Origin of the sequence: Pseudomonas sp. GV071, from assembly GCF_003050835.1 — a bacterium.
Lineage (GTDB): Bacteria > Pseudomonadota > Gammaproteobacteria > Pseudomonadales > Pseudomonadaceae > Aquipseudomonas.
This window is the reverse complement of record NZ_QAOJ01000011.1, coordinates 194,665-213,361: the sequence shown is the minus strand read 5'-3', so window position 1 is coordinate 213,361 and position 18,697 is coordinate 194,665. Positions and strand designations below refer to the sequence as shown.

General features: G+C 58.0%; 12 protein-coding genes. 3 read left to right on the top strand and 9 right to left on the bottom strand.

Annotated features, from left to right (window positions below; translation table 11 throughout):
- Positions 1–32: 32 nt before the first annotated feature.
- The 6 genes from egtB to C8K61_RS20595 form a co-directional block, all read right to left on the bottom strand.
- Positions 33–2,159 (bottom strand): ergothioneine biosynthesis protein EgtB, encoded by a 2,127-nt coding sequence (gene egtB, locus C8K61_RS20620; RefSeq protein ID WP_108098170.1) that lies wholly within the window; start codon positions 2,157–2,159, stop codon positions 33–35.
- Between the two features lie 272 nt (positions 2,160–2,431).
- The gene (locus C8K61_RS20615) at positions 2,432–2,749 is read right to left on the bottom strand and encodes a hypothetical protein (RefSeq protein WP_108098169.1); all 318 of its coding nucleotides are present in this window, start codon (positions 2,747–2,749) and stop codon (positions 2,432–2,434) included.
- A 102-nt stretch (positions 2,750–2,851) separates the two neighbouring features.
- Positions 2,852–3,355: a response regulator gene (locus C8K61_RS20610; protein WP_108098168.1), complete on the bottom strand. Its 504-nt coding sequence runs from the start codon at positions 3,353–3,355 to the stop codon at positions 2,852–2,854.
- Between the two features lie 137 nt (positions 3,356–3,492).
- A complete protein-coding gene (locus tag C8K61_RS20605; protein WP_108098167.1) occupies positions 3,493–4,119 on the bottom strand; it encodes a response regulator transcription factor in 627 nt (208 codons plus the stop codon).
- Between the two features lie 16 nt (positions 4,120–4,135).
- Positions 4,136–7,828 (bottom strand): ATP-binding protein, encoded by a 3,693-nt coding sequence (locus tag C8K61_RS20600; RefSeq protein WP_108098166.1) that lies wholly within the window; start codon positions 7,826–7,828, stop codon positions 4,136–4,138.
- A 58-nt stretch (positions 7,829–7,886) separates the two neighbouring features.
- Complete coding sequence (locus tag C8K61_RS20595) at positions 7,887–9,086, bottom strand: EAL domain-containing protein (protein ID WP_158272531.1); 1,200 nt, start codon at positions 9,084–9,086, stop codon at positions 7,887–7,889.
- Between the two features lie 493 nt (positions 9,087–9,579).
- Between C8K61_RS20595 and C8K61_RS20590 the strand changes: the two genes are divergently transcribed.
- Positions 9,580–12,873 carry a response regulator gene (locus C8K61_RS20590; protein WP_158272530.1) on the top strand — a complete coding sequence of 1,098 codons (3,294 nt, stop codon included), beginning with the start codon at positions 9,580–9,582 and terminating at the stop codon, positions 12,871–12,873.
- An 88-nt stretch (positions 12,874–12,961) separates the two neighbouring features.
- Positions 12,962–13,306: a response regulator gene (locus tag C8K61_RS20585; protein WP_158272529.1), complete on the top strand. Its 345-nt coding sequence runs from the start codon at positions 12,962–12,964 to the stop codon at positions 13,304–13,306.
- Positions 13,307–13,312: 6 nt separating this feature from the next.
- Here the strand turns inward: C8K61_RS20585 and C8K61_RS20580 are convergent, their stop codons facing one another.
- Positions 13,313–14,083 (bottom strand): S9 family peptidase, encoded by a 771-nt coding sequence (locus tag C8K61_RS20580; protein ID WP_108098162.1) that lies wholly within the window; start codon positions 14,081–14,083, stop codon positions 13,313–13,315.
- Positions 14,070–15,161, bottom strand: a complete 1,092-nt coding sequence (locus C8K61_RS20575) for a DUF3182 family protein (protein ID WP_108098161.1) — start codon at positions 15,159–15,161, stop codon at positions 14,070–14,072. The genes C8K61_RS20580 and C8K61_RS20575 overlap by 14 nt, the downstream gene beginning before the upstream one ends.
- Before the next feature lie 177 nt (positions 15,162–15,338).
- Here C8K61_RS20575 and C8K61_RS20570 point away from each other — a divergent pair, with 177 nt between their 5' ends.
- Positions 15,339–15,632 carry a DUF1652 domain-containing protein gene (locus C8K61_RS20570; protein ID WP_256589502.1) on the top strand — a complete coding sequence of 98 codons (294 nt, stop codon included), beginning with the start codon at positions 15,339–15,341 and terminating at the stop codon, positions 15,630–15,632.
- On the opposite strand, the gene C8K61_RS20565 is transcribed toward C8K61_RS20570, so the two are convergent.
- Positions 15,629–18,691 carry an efflux RND transporter permease subunit gene (locus C8K61_RS20565; protein ID WP_108098160.1) on the bottom strand — a complete coding sequence of 1,021 codons (3,063 nt, stop codon included), beginning with the start codon at positions 18,689–18,691 and terminating at the stop codon, positions 15,629–15,631. The two genes, C8K61_RS20570 and C8K61_RS20565, sit on opposite strands and share 4 nt — an antisense overlap.
- Positions 18,692–18,697 lie beyond the last annotated feature (6 nt).

Below are 18,697 nucleotides of genomic sequence, written 5' to 3'. Positions count from 1 at the left end.
ACCACATTTAGTCCGCTGGCTCGCTTCCCACCTCACCCATGCAACACAAATATCCCCACCTGCGGCGCCGGGCTCAGCCATTGGCGTTCGACTGTCCAGCCCGCTTGTTCCGCCAGGCGCCGGACCGAGTCGGGTGTGTACTTGTGCGAGCATTCGGTATGCAGGCGTTCACCTTCGCTGAAGTGGAATGACTGCCCGGCAGCTTCCACGTCTTGCTCCTGAGTGCTGACCAGGAACATCTCCATGCAGCTCTGTTCGGGGTTCCATTCAGCGACGTGGAGGAATTGTTCGATGTTGAAGGTGCCGCCCAGTTCGCGGTTGATGCGGGTCAGCAGGTTTTTGTTGAATTGGGCGGTGATGCCGTCGGCATCGTCGTAGGCCGCTTCCAGGGTGGCGATGTCTTTGAGCATGTCCAGGCCGACGATCAGGCGCGCATCGGTGCCGAGAAACGTCCTCACTGCACGCAGGAAGTCGACAGAGTCTTGTTGGCAGAAGTTGCCCAGGGTGGAACCGGGGAAAAATGCGACGCGGAGGCGGGTGCGTGCGGCATTAGGCAGGTCGCCGAGGTGGCAGAAGTCGCCCACTTCCGGCGCTACCCAGAGCGCGGGGTAGTCTTTTTGCAGTTGCACGGTGGCTTTGCGCAGGGCCGATTCGCTGATGTCCAGTGGGATATAGACGTCGAGTTGCGGCGAAGCTTCCAGCAGAAGCCGGGTTTTGATGCTGGCGCCGCTGCCGAATTCGATCAGGGCCGCGCCGTCCGGAATGCAGGTGGACAGCTCGTTGGCGATGTCTTTCAGCAGCGCGGTTTCGGCGCGGGTGGGGTAGTACTCGCGGGTGCGGCAGATAGCTTCGAACAGTTCCGAGCCGGCCGCGTCGTAGAAGTACTTGGGGGCGAGACTTTTCTCCGGTTTGCCTAAGCCATTGCGTACGTCCTGGCTGAAGGCGCTGCTGTAGCGCGCCACACTTTCGTCTTCGCCGGTCTGTTGTGAGGCGAGGTCTCGCGCCAGGCGCAGGCCGGAAAACATCCAGCGTTGGCCGGGGTAGAAAAAATTGCGGTAGCTGAGCCGCGAGTGGCCGCGGGGTGTGACGCAAGCACCGCCACGCAACACCAGTTGGCTGACCATGAACTTGCCGTTGTACTCACCGACGGCGCTGGCGGCGGGGTGAAAGCCTGGGTAAGGGGCGTAGGCGCTTTGGGTCCATTGCCAGGCGCTGTCTTCGATTTGCTCGAGCAGACCTGAACGGGCGGCGATTTCCCATTCGGTTTCGGTGGGCAGGCGCGCATTGGCCCAGGTGGCGTAGGCGCAGGCTTCGTAATAGCTGATGTGCATCACCGGGGCAGCGGCGTCGATGCCGCGCAGGCCGGCGAGGCTCATTTGCTGCCAGCTCTGGCCTTGTGGTTGCCAGTACAACGGAGCTTGCCACCCGTCCTCCTGGACTTTATTCCACCCTTCGGACAGCCACAGCTCGGCGCGCTGATAGCCACCATCGGCCATGAACGCCAGCCATTCGCCGTTGCTGACCAGGCGATCGCTGATCTCGAAGGGTTGCAGCCAGGTGGCATGTCGCGGGTTTTCATTATCGAAGGAAAATTCTTCGCCGATATGGCCAAGTTCCACCATGCCGCCGGCCATCAGTTGGTAGTGGCCGGGGCGATCGCCCGAGGGCTCGCGCCAGTTCGCGGCGTAGGCAGGCTTGAGTGGCGACAGGCTGAACAGATGGAGAATGTCCATCAGCAGCAGTTCCTGGTGCTGCTCTTCGTGGGCCAGCCCGAGGTCGATCAGGTCGCTCAGGTTGGCGGCGGCGGGGCTGTTGAGTAACCCTTGCATATGCTCGTCGACATGGCGGCGGTAGTCGCGAATTCTGGCCAGCGGCGGGCGGCTCAGCAGGCCACGTTGCGGTCTCGGGTGGCGGGGGCCCAAGGCTTCGTAATAGGAGTTGAAGAGGTAGGCGAAGGTGGGGTCGAACGTTTGGTAGCCAGGCAGGTGTGGTACCAGCAGAAAGGTCTCAAAGAACCAGGTGGTATGGGCTACATGCCACTTCGCGGGGCTGGCGTCGGACATGGATTGCACCACCATGTCTTCGTCGCTTAGAGGGGAAATCAGTGATTCGCTGTAACGCCGTACAGAAAGATAACGCTCAAGCAGGCTGCTGTTCATCGGGGTCCCTCTAGCAGCGCCGTTGTCAGGGCTGGCCCCGCGGGCTGGTCAGTGGCGCATGCGGATGAAAAGGCGCTCTTTGGCGCCTCGATTGAAGTTATAGGTCTGATGCATTGGGTTCTAAAAAAGTTCGTCGCGATTGGCTGGCGGCCGTCGAATGGCTGGCTGAACCAGCGTAGCAGCAGAGGTGGCTGTCACCTGTGTGGCGCTAGGGTGTCGGATGGACGGGCGATAAAAGCAGGGCCAGGACGGCGTCGCTGACCCTAGTGGTGCTAGCTGCCGCCAGCGGGCTGGTCGGCCTTGGTGTCCGGGGTTTTGCTGCCTGATCCAGAGCTAGAGCCACCGGGCGCCTCTTCGCGGCCCGTGCCGTCGGTGCCGGGTGCGGGGGCGCTGTCGGGGCCGTCGATACCTGTGCCGGTACCGTTGTCCACTCCGGTTCCAGGGGTGGGCAAGGTTGGTGGCGTGGGGTTGGTCGGGCCGCTGCTATCCGGGCTGGGCCCCGTGCTGTCGACGCTGCTTGCAGCCAGTGTTGCGCTGCTGAAACCCAGCAGTGCTGACAGGCAGAGCGCCATGAGCGTGGATTCGTTCATGCCATGTCTCCTTTGCAATAGTCGCTACTTACATTGGGCCCGCCGAGCGCGGCAGGGTTCGACAAAGCGGATCAATGGCAGGCCATACGTTTAGCGGTAGGGTCAGTCTTGGGGAGGTGTTTTTCCTGGGGGCGACGGTGCTGCCAACGGAATAAGTAACGGGCGCTGACGGTCGATAAACGTGCTGGAATCACGATGAGCCAACTTTACTCTTGGCTGTTTGAGTGCATTGATCGGCACCATAGTGAAACCGGCCGCCATCCCCTGCAGAACGGTGGTCAACTTGTCGTTGTCATCTTCCGAGAGAAAGCCTGACGCCCCGGCGCGAATATAGGCTTGGGTGGAGCGGGAAGGGCCGAGTGTTGAGTAGACCAGCACTTTTACGGATCGGCCGATTTGCGCTATCTGCGCCACGATTAATATTTGCGTGCGAAGGGCGCAGCGAAAATTGAAGATCACGATGTCAGGTAGATGCAGTTCACTCAATATCAAGGCCTGTTCAGGCTGGCCGGTCTCGGCGCAAATAGAATAGCCACGGGCTATGCACACACTTTTAAGTCGATCCCTGCTTGTTTCACGATCACTGGCTATCAGGATTTTACACATGCGCTTCCTGCGCTCCTCAAAAGTTCAGCCCACTCGAAATGAGGCCAATGTTAGGAGGAGCTTCAGGATTCTTGATGCAGGATCGTTCTGAACGGACAGAACGTAATGTTTAGCTCCGGTGAATTATTTTTCTTTCGTCAACCTAGGCCGTTGCGTTTCGCGAAATCCACCAGAGCGACAAGGTTAAAAGCGTTGAGTTTTAGTTGCAGACGGGTTTTATAAGTGCTGATGGTCTTATTGCTAAGTAGCAGAGAGTCGCCGATTTCTTTATTGGATTTCCCTTGAGCCAACATTTGCAGGACCATTATTTCCCGATCGGACAGACTGTTGAGCATGGCGTGCTCACTGCTGTTGGAGATGGTCGGGTTAACGGTGCTGAGGATGTCGGTCGGGAAGAAACTGTATCCCGACAGGGCTGCCCACACAGCGCGTTGCAGCTCCTCAAGATTGTCGCCTTTGGTGATAAAACCTGCCGCTCCGGCTTTCATGCAGCGGAACGCGAGCAGATCGGCCGGTTGTGAGGTCAAGATAAGCACCCGCGGGCGAGGCTTGAGTGTGCTGATCCGCGCCAGTACCTCCAAGCCATCTATTTTGGGGATGCCAATATCCAGAATTACCAAGTCCGGGCGGCTTTCTCTGATGATCGACAGGGCATCGACACCGTTGTCGGTTTCGCCAACTAATGTATGCCCTTCGCGCTCGAGCAACAGTTTGACCGCCAGTCGTATGACGGGATGGTCATCGACAATTAGTACTTTTCCCATGGGATTTTCCGTTTTGTTAAGAGTTGGTAGAGGTTTTGGTGATATTCAGCTGTTCAGAAAGTGCAACTTGGAGTTTCTCCAGGGTGTTACAGATATCGATTGCCAGGGATTTCATGTGGAGTTCGGATGTAGGTGTGTTGAATGCCTCCTCGTAGGCTTGTGTGGCGTTAATCAGCGGCTTGCAATTGATCAGGCGGGCGACACCTTTTAATCGATGTGCCAACAACGACAGTTCCTGCCATTGCTGTTCCTCGACTTTGTTGTTCAGTTGTTGCAGATCCAGTTCGTTGCTGGTGTGTAACTGGGTCAATAGCATGGTGATGAGCTTTTCGTTGCCATTGGTCAGGCCATTGATGCTGTCCTTATCAATAAGCAGTGCGTGTTCGGGTTTATCCATGCGGTAATTTCGTTGTTCCGCGGATGCACGAGGTTGGAGGTTGTTCAGGCAGGTTTGCAGTTCTGCCAGACTGACGGGTTTGAACAAGCAACCATCCATTCCGGCATCGATACAGCGTGTACGTTCTTCCTCTTGCGCATTGGCGGTAAAACCCATAATCCAGCAAGGCGGCAGGTGCGTTTGTGCTTCATGGGCACGCCATTCCCGCGTCAGTTCGTAGCCATCCATGACCGGCATGCTGCAATCGGTGATCACCAAGTCGACAGGCTGCTGCTTGAGCAAGGCCAGGGCTTGCAAGCCGTCTTCTGCTTCCTCAACGCTATGGCCTAGGAACTGCAGTTGCTGGCCAAGCAACAGCCGGTTGGCCGGGTGGTCATCGACCAACAACACCTTCAGTTTTCGATTCATGGAGTGAGTGATCTCGGGAGTTTGAGGGCGAGCGGCAGGCGCGGGTGCCAATGCAGGGGCGAGCAAATCGATGCTGATACGAGTGCCTTCACCTGGCGCGCTGTGTAGCTCCAGGGTGCCGCCCATCATTTCCACCAGCTGGCGGCAGATGACCAAGCCCAAGCCAGTGCCGCCGCGACTGTGCTTCACCTTGGCTTGAGTGAAAGGCTTGAACAGTTGTGCTTGATCCTCCCCGGAGATGCCAATTCCGCTGTCGGAAATTTCAATATGCAGTCGGACGTCGTCGCCTGTACGGGCGGTATTGACGTCGATCACCACACCCCCCGCGTCGGTGAACTTAATGGCATTACTGAGTAGGTTGGAGAGCACTTGCTTCAACCGACCAGCGTCCAGCGCGATATCCAGGTTTTCTTCAATGTGCTCTTCCAGGCGCAGGTACAAGCCTTTTTGCCTGGCTACGCCGCTGAAAATTCGGTTAACCGAGCGGACGATTTCGGACAAGTTGCAGCGATGGGCCATTAACGTAACGTTCCCTGATTCGATTTTGGCCAGATCGAGAATGTCGTCGATCAACTCGATCAATGACTTGGAGGAGCCGTAAGCCACTTCCAGGTCGTCGCGATCCCAAGCGTGTCCGCAGTCCATCCGTTGAATAGTCAGCTCCAGCAGGCCTATGATCGCGTTGAGTGGAGTGCGAATCTCATGGCTCATCACGGCCAGGAACCGGCTTTTCGCATCACTGGCCTGGACCGCACGATCATGTGCATCCCGCAACTGCTGTAGCAGCAATACGTTGGAGGTCATGTCAGCGTAGCCAGAAATCAAACCGGCGATATTGCCGTTCTTATCGGTGTACGGCCGATCCCACTGACGGAACGTCAGGTGCACGCCATTTACCGTGGCATCCAATTGGCGCTGGTCGGCAATGCCACCCTCTAGCACTCGGAAGTACTGGCGCTGGTGCTCTTCAGCTTGTTGTCGATCAAACAGAAGAAATTCGGAGGTGCGTTTGCCGATCACATCATCGGGCGTGATTCTGAGCTGCGCATAAAACACCTGATTGCAAAACACGAATCGGCCGTCGAGGTCGCGCACCGAAATCGCCATTGGGATGCTGTCCAGCAGCGTGCTACGAAACTCGAAACGCTTGGCTTCGAGCTGCATATGTTTGCGTTTGATGAAAAGATAAAGGATCAGGCTGATGAACAGCAGCGAGCTTAGGGCGGCGAAAATGCTGAGGATGCGGAACGAGCTGATGTACTCCTTCCACACGCTGGCTTTGGCAGGGGCAGCTGCTTTCCAACTGTTCATCAGGCCATTTATGTAGTTCGGGCCAAGCTGATCGATGGCTTTGACCATCACGTCGTACATCAGGGTTTGCTCGATCCTGATGGCGAAGGGCAGGTTGGCCTGGAAGTCGGGCAGTGAGGTTGAAACTTTCAAGTCCTCGGAAAAGTACTGCCGTATGAGGTAGGTAGCAGTCGGCAATAAGGTAATTGCGGCGTCTGCTTCACCATTGGCGACTGCCACCAAACTGTCCAGCTGAGAGTTTTTTCTCACTAATTGAATACTTGGGTCAGCTCGAGCGATTTTCTCGGCGACGAAATTGCTGCGTTGAATGGCTACTTTCTTGTTACGTAGATCCGCAAAATTATCGACCCTGGAATTTTTATCGATCACCAGCGCAAAGCTGCTAAGCAGATAAGGTTCGGTAAACCGCAGGTATTGTTCACGCTCTTGATTCGGCAATATGGTGGCAGCCATATCGGCTTCATTGTTACGCAGACTTTTTTCCAGTCCGGCCAGGTTTGGCGAGTCGACAATGGTGAAGTTTAGCCCTGTGTTTTGGCTAATTTGCGCCAGTACATCAATCACTACGCCGCGCACTTCGCCTGTTTCATCAAAAAAACTGTAAGGCGGCAATGAGCCATTGATGGCTATCCTGATATCAGTGTGGGTCGCCAACCAAGCTTGTTCACGCTCGGTGAATACGGTGTTTGCTGGCTTTTTGGAGTGGATATTGGCAGACCAATACTCCTCTATTTGCTGATTTTGAAAGGCTGCGACGCGCCCAATCACTTGGTTAAAGAGTGTGCGAAGTTTTATCTCGTCAGCGCGAAATAAAAAGCCATAGCCGTTTTCATTCCAGTTTTTTAGCGGGTAGGCGCGTAAATGGGAGAGCTCTCCCTGACTCAGGTAGAAACCTGTGACGATGGGGTCCCCAACAAACCAACGCTGGCGTTCATACTCAACGGCATGCAGGGCTTCCAATACGGAGTCGTGTTGCACCGTTGTTGCATTCGGGTATTGACCGGAAACTTGCTCTATAGGGGTGAAATCGCCGGCCAAGGCAATACTGCCTTGTACCTTTATTTTCGAAAACCCCAGTTCGGTGCCGCGACCCACGATGATTGGTGTGTTTGATATATAGGGCACCGATAACGTTACCTCATTCGCGGTACTGCTTATTATTCCCTTACCCAATACATCGACTTCGCCACGTTTCAACGCTTCCAACGCAGAGAAGTCGTCCGGGAAAACCAGTACCCGAGGCTCAAGTTGCAGGCTGGCACTGATTAAATGGATATAGTCTGCGACGATCCCCTTAAGGTTTTGGCCTTGAATTATTTCGTACGGCTCGAAGTTTTCTCTGCTGACACCCACAGTCAATGTCTTTTTGTTTTTTAACCAGGCCAGTTGCTCGGCCTCAACGGGCGGCGATAGTGAGGCGGCGGTAATGGTGGGCGAAAGGATGAGCAAATCTGCCGCCCGTGTTGATCCCGCTCCCATGCTGCCGAGCGCGCACACGATCAGCGCCAGCGCATGGGATATGCCCCATGGCCGAAAGCGGCGCAGTGATGGGAGAAGGATGTCCATCAAGTGTTTTGCGGAGATAACAGCCATTATACTGACTCAGGTATTTGGACGTGGGTGGAGCTATTTATTCAAACGGCGAACGGGGTTAGTTGGTTTTCAACAGGCGCCCGGTTTTTCGTTCCGCCATCCACCGCATCAATTTTTCGCCGCAAACCGGGGCGGAAAATAAATAGCCTTGGCCAATAGGGCATTTGAGTTTTTGCAGCATGTTGAGCTGTTCTTCGGTTTCAATGCCCTCGGCAACCAGTTGCACGCCAATGTCATTGCTGAACTTAACCATGTGTTCCACGGCAGCAACGCTGCGGTTATTTTTTAACAAGGCTTTGGTGAAACTCATATCCAGCTTTATTTCTGTACAAGGCAACTCGCAAACGCGCTGTAGCGACGACAGCCCTGTGCCGAAATCATCAATGGATACCTCGCAGCCCAGCATGCGCAGGTGAATGAGGTTCTCCAGACACGCTTCGGGGAATTCCAGAAAACCGGTTTCAGTAATCTCAATAACCAAATTGGCGGGGCGGAATTTTTGCGCAGCCAGTAAATTTCTAATTCGTTTGTGCAAGGAGAGATCTTTCAACTGCGCCGCATCGATATTTACTGACAACTTGAATCTATCGCCAAGTTGTTGCGTGCCAATGAAGTTCAGCGCCTGCTCGAGGACGGAAAACGTCATCGTATCCAGATGATTGAAGTGTTTCGCGACTTCGATAAATGCGGCTGGGCCAAGCAGGCCCAGCTCTGGGTGCTGCCAGCGCATTAGTAGTTCCGCGCCGACCACTTCCAGGGTGCAGAGGTCGAGTTTTGGTTGGTAATACGGCACGAATTCGCCGTTGCAGGCGGCGCGGCCAATGTCGTCGGCCGAAGGCATTTCGAACAGCGGCATCGACGGGCCTAATGCGCGCTTGGAGCGATAGCCGGCGATTGCTGTGTGCAAGTCTGCTTTGGAATAGGGCCGACGCAGGATGCCGAGAAGCGTATAGCCGGCATGGCGGGCCAACTGAGCGAGGGCTACGCGAATGTCAGGGCTGGCGTCGCTGATCAGCAGCAGCGAATCGATATTTCCGCATTCTCTGGCCTCACGTAGAAAGTTCAATTCGCGCATATCGGCGCTGGTGACTGTGCAGATCAGAACGGTGATTTCTTTTTCGGTTTTGACCCGTTCTATCGCGTCTGCATGGGAATTGGCGATTAATACGTTCTGAAAGCCCAAGGACTTGAGCGACGCCGCCAAAAGATGTTGGGAGAGGAAATGATCTTCGTAGATAAGGATAGTGGGGCTGGTCATCATCGTGTTCCTACGCAAAGATAAGCGGAGGAAATATCCCAGTGGCCCTATTTTTTTTATGTAGACACATTCTTCGTGCGTTGTAGGGAAAATCTTATGAGCGTGGATTTTTAACAGAAACGGCGTTTTGTCGGGTTGGGTGTTCCTGTTCTTCCAATCACCCTGCGCGTTCGCTGCGTGGCCGCGAGTTAGTCGTGCACTGAGTTAGTCCTTAGCAACCACCGAGGTCGCAGTCTTTTCGAGCGGAGTTCTGCGCGCTTGTCTGGCATCTCCCCGTCGAAACTTCGTCTACGCTGCACAGCATTATTGTTGGGAGGTCGTCACACAGTTAGCACCGGCTAATGGGGGCTACCTCTACGAACGCCTCAATCAAGAGTTTTAATCTGTGAAGAAAGTTGCCAACTGGATGGTGTTGCATCGTGTGCCGGTTCTGATAACCGCCCTACTTTTTTCTTGCGCAGTCGGATTTATTGCAAGCGAAGCCTATCGCCATATGCTCGAACGGCATTTTCGCGATGGTGAGCAGGCACTCATTCAGGAACACGCGTCGAACCTCGAAGGGTTCACTCTTAATGGCAAAGCCATGGGTGCCTTGCAGTTGGCGGGTACGTTGAATGCCATGGTCCGCGCCGCCTCTCTGGAGACCGATATCGGCAATGCCCGACAGTTCAACATTGCCCAGCCGGCCCTGCGCGTGATCGCCAAGCGGGTAGGGGCCAGTCTGGTGTTCGTGGTGGACGGCAAGGGCACGATCAAGAGTGAGTGGAACAACGAAAACCTTTCGCCCATCGGCCTCGACGTCAGTTATCGCCCTTATTTTCAGCAGGCCATGCGCCGGGCGCCTAGCGTCTACGGTGGCATCAGCTCGGTAACCGGGCGAATGGTGTATTACGTGGCGGCGCCGGTCTTTCTGCAGGCCGAGGGGGAGGAGGTGATTGGTGCGCTGGTGGCCCGCTACGAAGCCGACGAGCTCGGCCAGTTCGTGGTCAACAATGCGCAGCGCACCGGCATGCTGATTTCGCCACAGGGCGTGGTATTCAGCGCCGGTCAACGCGGGTGGAGCCTGCACACCGATGAGCCGAAAACTCCGCGTCAGATTCAGGCCATCGCCCGCAGCCGGCAGTTTGGTAGCTACTTTGATGATCCAACCCAAGTGCGCAGTCTACCGTTCAACCCGAATCGGTCCACGGTGCGCATTGACGACCAGCGCTACGCCGTGTCATCGACCACCGTCGACTGGAATGACCCTGGCGGCAAGTGGCGGTTGGTGTTCATCAGCGCCTTGGAACCGGTGGCCGCGGTGCAGAAGGGAGCGTGGGTCGGGCTGGCGACGGCGGCGCTGTGCGCGTTGCTGTTGTGGTTTGCCTTGCGCCGGCTCGCGGATCAACGGCAGCGTGAAATCGATGCGGAAGAGATCGTTCGGCAGCGGCAACGCATGCAGCTGGTACTGGATAACGCGCCAGTCGCTGTGTGCATCCTTTCCGACAATTTGCGGCCCGGTTCGCAAGGTGTTGTGCAATTCGCTAACCCGCTGTTCGCCAAGACCTTCGATGTGATGGTAGGCAGCTCGTTGCCGCGCCTGTATGTCCATCGCGGTGAGCGAGACAAGATTCGCGACCGGCTGCGCGACGAAGGCATAGTCGAACAGTACGAAACCCAGATGTATGACTGCAACCACCAGGCCCGCGACATGCTGGTCAACTTGCTGCGTGTCGATTTCCATGGCGAGGTCGGCGCGCTGGGGTGGCTGATCGACATTACCGCGCGCAAGGTGGCTGAACGCCAAGTGCTCAACGCGATGACGGCGGCAGAGGACGCCACCAAGATCAAAAGCGAGTTCCTCGCCAACATGAGTCACGAAATTCGCACGCCCATGAACGCGATTCTGGGCATGTCGTCGCTGGCCTTGCAGGGCGAATTACCGCCGGCCCAGCGCAACTACATCGTCAAGGTGCACCAGGCAGCCAATTCGCTGCTGGATGTGATCAACGACATCCTCGATTTCAGCAAACTCGAATCGGCCAAGATGGATATCGAGCACGCGGAGTTTAATCTGGAGGATGTTTTCGACGATCTTTCTAACGCCATCAGCCTACGTGCCACTCAGAAAAAGCTGGAGCTCCTGTTCGACATCCATCCCGGTATTCCCCATGGCTTGGTGGGCGACCGCCTGCGGCTTGCACAGGTGTTGATCAACCTGGGGAACAACGCGGTGAAGTTCACCGAGCGGGGCGAGGTGGTGGTCGGCGTCGAGCCGGTTATTGTCGAGGGCAACGGCTTGACCTTACATTTTTGGGTCAAGGACACCGGCATCGGCTTGACCGACGAGCACAAAGCCAAGCTGTTCAATAGCTTCACCCAGGCCGACTCCTCTACCACCCGCCGCTATGGCGGAAGTGGCTTGGGCCTGGTGATTTCCAAACAATTGGTCGAGCTGATGGGCGGCCAGGTTTGGGTGGAGTCGCAATTCGGTTCGGGCTCGATCTTTCATTTCGAGGTCAAGGTCGACTGCCTGAATGTCGACGCGCCGCGACCGGCGGCGATGCCGGCAGCAGAGCTGCAGCACTTGCGCTTATTGGTGGTTGATGACAATGCCAGCGCCCGGGAGATTCTCGTGACCATGGGCCGGGCGATGGGCCTGCAGGTCGATGAGGCGGCCAATGGTATCGATGCGCTAATCGCGGTGGATCAGTTGGAGCACGGCGGCAGCCATTACGACTTGGTGCTGATGGATTGGCAGATGCCGATCATGGATGGGGTGGACTGTGTCGAACTGATCCGTCAGCGCGAGCACCACCGTCAGGCCAAGATCATCATGGTTACCGCCGCCGGTGTTGAAGATGCCCGGCGTACCGTGCAGCAGCAGGCGGTGACCTTTGATGCAGTAATCGCCAAGCCGGTAACAGCGGCCTCGCTGCGAGCCACTCTGACCACAGTGTTGGGCGCGTCGGCCGATTTACCGGTGGCCATCTCCAACACGTACCAACTCTCCGCCGACCTGCGCGAACGGCTAGCGGGCAATCGTATTCTGCTGGTGGAAGACAACGAGATGAACCAGGAACTGGCCATAGCGCTGCTGGCCCAGGCCGAGCTGCAGGTGGTGGCAGTGGCTAACGGTCAGTTGGCCTTGGACACGCTGGAACAGGACCAGGCGTTCGCGTGCGTCCTGATGGATTGCCAGATGCCGGTGATGGATGGTTACACCGCCACCCAGCGCATCCGGGCCAACCCGTCGACCCACGCGATTCCGGTGATCGCCATGACCGCCAGCGCCATGAAGGGCGACCGGGAAAAGGCCCTGGCGGCTGGCATGGATGACTACATCAGCAAGCCGCTGAACGTCGCCAGCATGTTCACCATCCTCGGCAAATGGATTCAGCCACTCGGCCGCGCTACCACGCCAATCGAAGCGCTGGCCCCCAGCAACGAGCCTGCCGCCTTGCCGCCTTTACCGGGTATCGATGTCGATGCTGGCATGGCGGTGTGTATGAGCAATCTGCAGCTCTACACGAAAATGCTCGGCATGTTCCGTACCCAAGCTGAAGCCTTCGAGGCCGAGTTCGCGGCGCGGCAGGAAGCGGGCGATACGGTGGCGATGATTCGTTTGGCCCATACCCTCAAAGGGACCGCCGGAAACATCGGCGCCACAGGTGTACAGAGTGCAGCCGAAGCCTTGCAGTTGAGCTGCCAGCAGGGCCTGGCCGCAGCGCAGATCAGCGTGCAGCTGAATGCGCTGGTGGATCAGTTGTCGTTGGTCATCAGCAGTTTGCGCAGCATCGAGGCGTAAGCTCCGACAGGCCAGTCGGAACCAGGGGGTTCTGCTGGCGGGAGGGGTTGCTGACACTGGCCGCACAGCCCGCCACCGAGTCACGCCCATGCACGCTAAACAGATGCGCATCCTGATCGCCGACTCCGACCCTCACCGTCGTTTCACCGTGGAGAGATTTCTCAATCAGGCCGGCTGTTTCGGCGTTGCGGTGAGCGGCACGGTGCAGGAGCTGTTGAGCCTGCTCGGTTATCCGGGCAAACCCTTTGACCTGGTGCTAGTCAACCTTGATCTGCCCGATCAGCAAAGTCCCGCCGTGCTGGAGCAACTGCAGCATCACCGCAATGTGGTGCTCTACCGCAGTTGCTTTGTTTCCGGGCTGATGGCCGACCCGTTAGCGCAGGTAGCGGAAGGTCTGTGGGGCCTGCCGAAGGCCGCTGGAAACGAGCATTAAGCAGGTTCAGGAGTAGATCGCCGAATGATGCGGATAGTCGGCGGTGCGCGCGCCGATGATCATCTCGCTGACCCAACTAGTCAGAATCGAAGTGTACGTTTTCTGATCGCTGTCCTGGCTCAAGGCATGGTCGGCGCCATCGACCATGCGATGGGTGAGGGAGTGGGCTTTTTCGAAGGCGGCGCGGTAACTCATCAGGGTGGTGTGCGGCACGTAGTCGTCGTGCTCGGATTCAACCAGCAACACATCCCCAGTGAACCGCGAACAACAGGCCAAGGCGCGGTTTTGTTCCGGCAGGCACAGGGTGCGTCGATAGCGCGCCAGGCGTTCGCGGTCGAGCAGTTGTTTGGGCAGGTTCCACTCTTCGTCCCAGTACAGCGCCGGTACCCGTAAGGCCAGCCAGCGCACCGGGCGTATATCGGTGAGAAACGCCGACAGATAGCCGCCATAACTGCTGCCAATCACCGCGATCTTGTCCGGGTCGATCGACGGATGGCGGACCAGTTGGTCGTAGGCCGCGACTATGTCGGCCAGGTTTTGTTCGCGGGTAACGGTCTGTTTGCTCCCCGAAGTACGTTCGTGGCCGCGTAGATCGAAGGTCAGGCACACGCAACCAAACCCGGCGATGCCTTTGGCGCGTGCCAGGTCGCGCTGCTGGCTGCCGCCCCAACCGTGGACGAACAACACACCGGGCACTTTCTGTTCGGGGGCCATCAAGGTTCCGGCAATCAGTTCATCGTCGACGCGAATGTCGACGGTCTGGCTATGAGCTGGCATAGGTTTCAACCTTTACGAATTTGCTGAGGGTGCCGTGGGGTGGTACGGCACCGTGGTAGAGCTGTTGCGCACCTGGTGGACGGTCTTTGCCGTAGGTTTCGTAGGTGCTGGCGTGCAGTTGCTTTAGCGCCGGGTCAAGGTGAAACGCCTCAAGGGCGAAGATCTCCGCCGCACTGGCGCCACCAATACGCCAGGACTGTTCCAGCACCCCGGAGCGCTTCTTGCCCAGGGCATCGATACCTTGGGCAACATCGTAGTTGCGCCGTGAGGCGACCAGACCGAGGCAGTCGAAGGCAGCCTGCTCGTAGAGCACCGCCTGGTTGATGGCCAGACGCGCCTCGGGCGACAGGGGCAGGGCGTCCAAGGCGTCGTAGCCCCCGCGTACGATCACCAAGTCTGAGCCGCCGTAGACCTCGATACCGCCGTCGTCGTGAGTCAGGCGTTGGGTGCCGTAGTAGCTGGCGACCAAATTGGCGACTGCCACTTGACCGACGCTAAAGGTCACCACTTCTTTCAAGTGTTCTTCCAACACCAGGCCCCAGGTGGCCAGTTCCTGAGCATCCAGTTGTTGCAGAGAGTCTGCCAACTGCTGGCTATCTTCGACCAGTTCCTGACCCCGTCCAGCCTTGCCACGTACTGCTTTGATCCGCACCGGGCCTTGAGCCAGCATGGCGCGGCCTGCGCGTTCGGCGTCACCCGGGTCGAACACTGTATAGCCGCGCAACACCGCAGCGGCGGCCTGTTGATGGAAGCCTGTGTTCCAGCCGGGAGGGCTCACGCTGCACGGGTCGAACAGCGGGTGGCTGATGGCTTTGGTGGCCATAAAGGGAAAATCCACGGCGCCGCCGAAGAAGTCCGCGGCGCTGGTAATACCGAAGGCCTGCAGCTGTTCTGGACCAATCACGGTGTCGTCGGGGATCCAATAGCAGGGGGTGGGTGGTGTGGCTCCGAGGTGGACGGGCACGCCCAGCAGGGTGGCGATTTTTTCCGCCAGTGTGGCGTGCACCCGATGTTCGTGTTCGGGCGGCGGTTTGCCCAGGCTCAGCAGGGCCACAGCGGTTCGAGCGGTCCGGTCCATTGCCCAGCTCCTCTTCTGAGCCGGTGGGTGCTGCCCGCCGGCCTACAGAAGTTGAGAAGGACCAGAGGTCCGATCAGTTCCGCCTTTTGGATCAGCGGCGCGCCGGAGTTTTCCCTCAAGCGCTACGCTTTTGCTCGGACATTCTTGGTCGTCTTTTGCGTAAAAGGAGGACTTTTCATGATGGGTTACAGTATTTCGCCGCTTGAGCTTTGCCGGATCATTGAAGAGGCATTTTTGCCCACCCGCTGCGTGTGCACGTCGGTAGATGGCACCTCGCTGAACATCCAGTTGTTTACCGCCAACAGGGAGCGCGGCCATGAACAAGGCGGCTTTTCGGTGGTTGGTATCCCGGTCGCGGGCCTCAACAATAGCCGCGCCATTGCCCGCTTGGTCCTGGATCTGCGTGAAGAGTTTGCCCAGGGAACTCATACGTTCCCCGGACAAATGCCCTGGGCGCAAACCGGCCGTTAAGCCTGCTGTTCAGGCGCTTGAATGCGGTAAATGGCGACATACAACGCCGGCAAAAACAGCAGGGTCAGCAAGGTGGCGCTGATGATGCCGCCGATCATGGCAAACGCCATCGGACCCCAGAACACTTCGCGGGCAATCGGGATCATGCCCAGGCTGGCTGCCGCGGCCGTCAGTAGAATCGGTCGGGTGCGGTGATGGGTGGCTTCGATCACCGCGTCCCAAGGCGCCGAACCGGCCGCGCGGAACTCGTCGATCTGGGTCACCAGAATCACCGAGTTGCGGATGATGATGCCGATCAGCGCCAGTACCCCGAGAATCGCCACAAAGCCCAACGGTGTGCCAGTGGGCAGCAGCGCGGCGACCACGCCGATCAAGCCCAGCGGCGCGACACTGGCGACCAGAAATAGCTTCTTCACGCTTTGCAGTTGAATCATCAGAAAGGTCGCCATCAAAAACAGCATGAGCGGGATGACCCGGCCAATCGGTCCTTGGGCCTTACCACTTTCTTCCACGGTGCCGCCGGGCTTGATGCTGTAGGACTTGGGTAGCTTGGCGGCGAACTCGTCGATTTTCGGCTGCAGGTCGGCCATCAGGTCGGTGGGCTGTTTGTCGCCGTGCACGCTGGCTTTGAGGGTGATGGTGGGTTTGCGGTCGCGTCGCCAGACTAAGGGTTGCTCAAGCTCATAGCTGACGGTGGCGAAGGCGCGCAGCGGAATCGAGGTGCCGCGCGGGGTGGTGATTTGCAGGTTTTCCAGGGTTTCCGGTGAGCCGCGTTCGCCTTCCTGGGAGCGGCCGACCACATTGATCAGGTAGATGCTGTCGCGTACCTGGGTGACGTTGGCGCCGGTGACAACGCCATTCATCATCTGAGCCACGTCCTGAGAGGACAGGCCGAGCTGGCGCGCCTTGTCTTGCGCCACGTCGATTTTCAATACGCGACCCGGCTCATTCCAGTCGTAAATCATGTCGCCGATGTTGGCGTTGCCATCCAGCAGGCCAGCCACCTGCATGGCGTAGTCGCGCACCTTGTCGATGTCCGGGCCGCTGATCCGGTATTGAATCGGTCGGCCCACCGGTGGGCCCATTTCCAAGGGTTGCACCAGGCTGCTGATGCCGACGAAGTCTTCGCGCAGGCGTTTTTTCAGGCGGGCGGCCAACTGTTGGCGTGCTTCGAGATCGTTACTGACGATCACCAACTGGGCATAGAAGGGGTTTTGCAGTTGTTGGTCCAGCGGCAAGTAGAAGCGCGCCGCGCCCTCGCCAATGTAGGTGCTCCAACGCTGGATATCGGCGTCGTCTTTCAGCGTCGCCTCAAGGCGGTCGACCACCTGACGGGTTTCCTCCAGGCTGCTGTTCTGCGGCAGGTTGAGGTCCACCAGCAATTCCGGGCGGTCGGAGGAGGGGAAGAACTGCTGCTGGACGAACTGCATCAGCATAATCGAGGTGGCGAACAGCGCCACGGTCAGGCCGATGCTCAGCCAGCGGTGGCGCATGGACCACTTCAGGCCGCGGTCCATGCTGCGGGTTAGGCGGCCGGGTTTCTGGTCTTTTTTATGGCTAAGAGACTTGGGCAGCACATGCACGGCAATCACCGGCGCGAACAGCACTGCCACCAGCCAGGACACCAGCAGCGCCACGGCAATCACCGCGAACAGGGTAAACGTGTACTCGCCAGCCGAGCTGGCGTTGAGGCCGATGGGCACAAAGCCTGCGACCGTCACCAGGGTGCCGGTGAGCATCGGGAAGGCCGTCGAGGTGTACGCGAAGGTCGCCGCCTCGGCGCGGCTGTCGCCGGCTTCCAGGCGGGTGACCATCATCTCCACGGTGATCATCGCGTCATCCACAAGCAGCCCGAGCGCGATGATCAAAGCACCGAGGGAGATTCGCTGCATGGTGATGCCGCTGTATTCCATAAACACGAAGACCATCGCCAGCACCAAGGGAATGGAGCAGGCCACCACCAGGCCGGCGCGCACGCCCAGGCTGATAAAGCTGACGATGAGCACGATCACCACCGCCTCGAACAGTGCGCTGGTGAAACCGCCTACGGCCTTGTTCACCACTTCGGCCTGGTTGGACACCTGATGGACACCGACGCCGACCGGCAGCTCTGCGGTAATTTCCTCCATGCGCTGGTGCAATTGCTGACCAAAGGTCTGGATATTGCCGCCATCACGCATGGCCACGGCCAGGCCAATGGCGGGCTGACCATTGAAACGGAACAACGACTCGGGCGGGTCCTGGTAACGGTGCTCGATGGTGGCGAGATCGGCCAACCGATAGAACTGCTGGTTTATCCGTAGGTTCACCGCCTGCAGGTCTTCCTGGGAGCGGAATTCGCCCGAGGTGCGTACGGAGATTCGTTCCGGCCCGGCTTCGATCACACCAGAGGGCGTCACGCTGTTCTGTGCCTGCAGGCTTTGCATGACCTGCGCCTGGTCGATGCCCAGGGCAGCCAACTTGCGGGTGGAGAAGTTCAGGTACAGCACCTCGTTCTGTTCACCAATCAGTTGCACCTTGCCCAGGTTGGCGACGCTGCGGATATCCAGGCGCACCTGTTCAACGTAGTCGCGCAGTTGCCGGTAACTCAGGCCGTCGCCGGTAAAGGCGTAGATGCTGCCGAACACATCGCCGAATTCGTCGTTAAAGAACGGGCCCTGCAACCCTTGGGGAAATTCACCCTGGATGTCTCTGATTTTCTTGCGCACCTGGTACCAGATGTCCGGGATCTCGCTGCCGTCGGTGGTGTCCTTCAGGAAGACAAACACCGTCGATTCACCGGGCCGGGTGTAGCTCTTCACATAGTCGAGGGAGTCCAGCTCTTCGAGCTTCTTTTCGATGCGGTCGGTGACCTGTTGCAGGGTGTCGTTGACCGTGGCGCCAGGCCAGCGGGTCTGGATCACCATGGTCTTGATGGTGAAAGAAGGGTCTTCCTCGCGGCCCAATTCAAAGTAGGAAAAAATCCCCATCACCAGGGATACCGCCATCAGGTACCAGACCAGCGACTGATGGCGCAGGGCCCAGTCCGACAAATTGAAACCGCCCTTTTCCTGGCTCATTGCTGC

Coding starts and splice junctions, on each gene's coding strand:
- C8K61_RS20570 (WP_256589502.1), top strand. CDS start 15,339: ATGATGGGTTACAGTATTTCGCCGCTTGAGCTTTGCCGGATCATTGAA.
- C8K61_RS20595 (WP_158272531.1), bottom strand. CDS start 9,086: ATGACCAGCCCCACTATCCTTATCTACGAAGATCATTTCCTCTCCCAA.
- C8K61_RS20565 (WP_108098160.1), bottom strand. CDS start 18,691: ATGAGCCAGGAAAAGGGCGGTTTCAATTTGTCGGACTGGGCCCTGCGC.
- C8K61_RS20610 (WP_108098168.1), bottom strand. CDS start 3,355: ATGTGTAAAATCCTGATAGCCAGTGATCGTGAAACAAGCAGGGATCGA.
- C8K61_RS20575 (WP_108098161.1), bottom strand. CDS start 15,161: ATGGACCGGACCGCTCGAACCGCTGTGGCCCTGCTGAGCCTGGGCAAA.
- C8K61_RS20580 (WP_108098162.1), bottom strand. CDS start 14,083: ATGCCAGCTCATAGCCAGACCGTCGACATTCGCGTCGACGATGAACTG.
- C8K61_RS20605 (WP_108098167.1), bottom strand. CDS start 4,119: ATGGGAAAAGTACTAATTGTCGATGACCATCCCGTCATACGACTGGCG.
- C8K61_RS20585 (WP_158272529.1), top strand. CDS start 12,962: ATGCACGCTAAACAGATGCGCATCCTGATCGCCGACTCCGACCCTCAC.
- C8K61_RS20600 (WP_108098166.1), bottom strand. CDS start 7,828: ATGGCTGTTATCTCCGCAAAACACTTGATGGACATCCTTCTCCCATCA.
- C8K61_RS20615 (WP_108098169.1), bottom strand. CDS start 2,749: ATGAACGAATCCACGCTCATGGCGCTCTGCCTGTCAGCACTGCTGGGT.
- egtB (WP_108098170.1), bottom strand. CDS start 2,159: ATGAACAGCAGCCTGCTTGAGCGTTATCTTTCTGTACGGCGTTACAGC.
- C8K61_RS20590 (WP_158272530.1), top strand. CDS start 9,580: ATGCTCGAACGGCATTTTCGCGATGGTGAGCAGGCACTCATTCAGGAA.